This window comes from Neoroseomonas rubea (genome assembly GCF_016106015.1).
Taxonomy (GTDB): Bacteria; Pseudomonadota; Alphaproteobacteria; order Acetobacterales; family Acetobacteraceae; genus Neoroseomonas; species Neoroseomonas rubea.
This window is the reverse complement of the sequence record NZ_JACADQ010000452.1, coordinates 1-2574: the sequence shown is the minus strand read 5'-3', so window position 1 is coordinate 2574 and position 2574 is coordinate 1. Positions and strand designations below refer to the sequence as shown.

Below are 2574 nucleotides of genomic sequence, written 5' to 3'. Positions count from 1 at the left end.
CTCCGTCGCTGGAGCGGGCCTGCCCGGCGCAAAGCCGCCGCCGCTGGCCCCTGGTGCCCCGGGCGCTGCCCCAGCGCCCGGAACGCCGCCCGGCGCCCGCCCGAACGCGCAGGCGCGCGCTTCTTCCGGCACGGGCTTCGTGGTCGGTACCGACCTTGTGATGACGAATCAGCACGTGATCGAGGGCTGCGCGCGCCTATTCGTCCGTACCTCGGACAATCGCACGCTGAGCGTGCCGCAGGCGCCCGTCGCGGATGCGCGGCGCGACCTGGCGCTCCTCCGCGTGCCGGGCAATCCGGGGCCGGTGCTCGCCTTCCGGTCCAATGCCGTGCGGCGCGGGGAAAGCGTCGTCACCTACGGGTTTCCGCTCGCCGGCCTCCTCTCCTCCGGCCCCACCCTGACGACGGGGGAGGTGAGCGCGCTCGCGGGCCTGGGCGACAACCAGACGCAGTTCCAGATCAGCGCGCCGGTGCAGCAGGGAAATTCCGGCGGCCCGTTGCTCGACCGCCAGGGAAATGTCGTCGGCGTCGTCGTCTCCAAGCTCAATGCGCAGCGCATCGCGGCGCGGACGGGCGACATTCCGCAGAACGTGAACTTCGCGGTGAAGGGCACCGAGGCGGTCGATTTTCTCCGCCGCAACGGCGTGCAGCCGGTGATGCGCGAAAGCCCGGGCGGCGAGCGCAGCGCGGCCGAGGTGGGCGAGCAGGTGCATCCCTCGACGGTGTTCATCCGCTGCGAGCGGTGAGGGAGGGAGTCTATTCTGACCTCAGGCGACGGCGCCGCCATGCGGCGGCTTGGCTTGAGCGCCGTGCGCTCCCGGATCCAGGCTAAGCATTGATTCGATGTCTTCAGCCTTGAGCGCCGTGCCGCGGCGCCCGGCCTCACACTTTTCGCGCGTTCAACCTGCCGCCAAGCGCTCCGCGCATTCGGCGTGGTCAGCCAGGTGCGGCTCGGCGTGGTGCTCCTCGAGGAAGGCGGCGAAGGCGCGGAAACTCGCGTGCGCCGCATCGGGGCCGAGCGCTCCGGTCGCCTGCCAGTAGCGCAGGGACAGCAGCCAGGTGGCGGCGACATCCGTCTCGCAATAGGCCGCGACCTCCTCCCCCCGGCCCTCCCGCATCGCGGGCTCCACCTCGGTGCCGTCCATGCCCGCCTTCGCGGTCAAGCCGATCAGCGCCGAAGCCTCGGCCAGCGATGGCATGGGCGAGGCGCGGAAGCCTGAAAGACGGTCCGCGAGGTCCAGGTGGTCCTTGCCGAAGCGATAGCCATAGTCCCGCCCGTTGCCGCCGTTCAGCGCCGGCATCGGAACGCCGAGCGCGATGGCGCGATAGCGCAGTACCGGGATGTCGAAGCCGGAGGTGTTGAAGCCCACGAGCATCGGCGCCGGGCGCTGCGCGAGCGTCTTCTCGAACAGCGCCAGGATTTCGCGTTCCGCCGTCGCGCCGATGTGGCGGGAGGCGAACCGCACGGGCTTCCACGCATCGCCGGCTTCGACGCGCTCCGCGACCAGCAGGGCGACGCAGGCGATGGCGTGCAGCGGCGGCTTCAGGAAGGCCGTCCCCGGATCCTGCCCTTCCCGCGCATAGCGGGTGCCGAGGCGCGTGCGCAGCGCGGCCTCGTCCAGCCCCTCCGCGGCCTCGCCCAGCAGGGTACGGCCGGCAGCGAGGTCCGGCACCGTCTCGATGTCGAAGACCACGACGCGTTCCATGGCGCCGATGCTGCGCGGATCAGCCTCGCCGGCGCAACAGCAGCAGCGCCAGCAGCACACACAGCCCCGCGAGCCCTCCCCAGAAGCCGCCGAGCGCCAGCGGCGCGCCGAAGGCATCGACGGCAAGGCCCGTCAGCAGCGGCGGCACGCAGAAGCCGGCATGGGCGATGAGGAAGACGCCCGCCGCCGCGCGCGCCCGGTCCGCGCCCGATGCTGCTTCCGATGCCGCCGCCAGGGCGCCGACATAGAGGAAGCCGTACGCCGCGCTGCCGACCAGCCCGCCGCCCGCCAGCAGCAGCGGGAGCGACGCATGGAGCGTGCCGACAATCACGAGCCCCGCGCCGGCCGCCAGCACGGGAAGGCCGGTGAGTGAAAGCCGCCGCGCCGGCCAGCGCCCGATCGCCTGCTGCACCGCGGTGCCGGCGATGATCATGAAGCAGACCGCGAGCGGCCCGAGCCGCGGATACCCCGCGGCGGCTAGCGCGCTCGGCACCGAGGTGATGGTGACGCCCGTGACACCCCAGGCCGCGAACATGCCGAAGGAGGAGGCTACGGTGCCGCGCGGGAAGGCCGGCACGCGCAGCCAGGCGACGCGCTCCGTCGCGCGGCGGTCGGGCAGGCGCGCGACGACGGGGATCAGCAATGCCACGGCCGCCATGTGCAGCCAGAAGGTGACCGGGGGCTCGGCTTCCCCCAGCAGCCAGAAGGCGATCAGTGTCGCGAGGCCGCCGGCGCCGTAGGACCCGGCGGTGCCGAAGGCCATGACGCGCGCAGCGCGGCGTCCCGCTTCCGGCCCGCCGGCGAGTTCCGCTGCCCAGGCGGTGGCGCCGCCGGCGACGAGCCCGATGGCCAGGCCCTGGAGGGCGCGC

Annotated in this window: 3 protein-coding genes; 1 reads left to right on the top strand and 2 read right to left on the bottom strand. The window is 73.0% G+C overall.

Features of this window, described 5'->3' with window-relative positions; all coding sequences use genetic code 11:
• Positions 1-745, top strand: a 745-nt coding sequence (locus tag HW577_RS23515; protein ID WP_198378532.1) for a S1C family serine protease, incomplete at its 5' end; no start/stop codon positions are given.
• Positions 746-898: 153 nt separating this feature from the next.
• On the opposite strand, the gene HW577_RS23510 is transcribed toward HW577_RS23515, so the two are convergent.
• Together HW577_RS23510 and HW577_RS23505 are read right to left on the bottom strand one after the other, a co-directional pair.
• Positions 899-1705, bottom strand: a complete 807-nt coding sequence (locus HW577_RS23510) for a 3'-5' exonuclease (RefSeq protein WP_198378531.1) — start codon at positions 1703-1705, stop codon at positions 899-901.
• 19 nt (positions 1706-1724) lie between these two features.
• A partial coding sequence (locus tag HW577_RS23505) for a hypothetical protein (RefSeq protein ID WP_332837798.1) occupies positions 1725-2574 on the bottom strand: 850 nt, incomplete at its 5' end.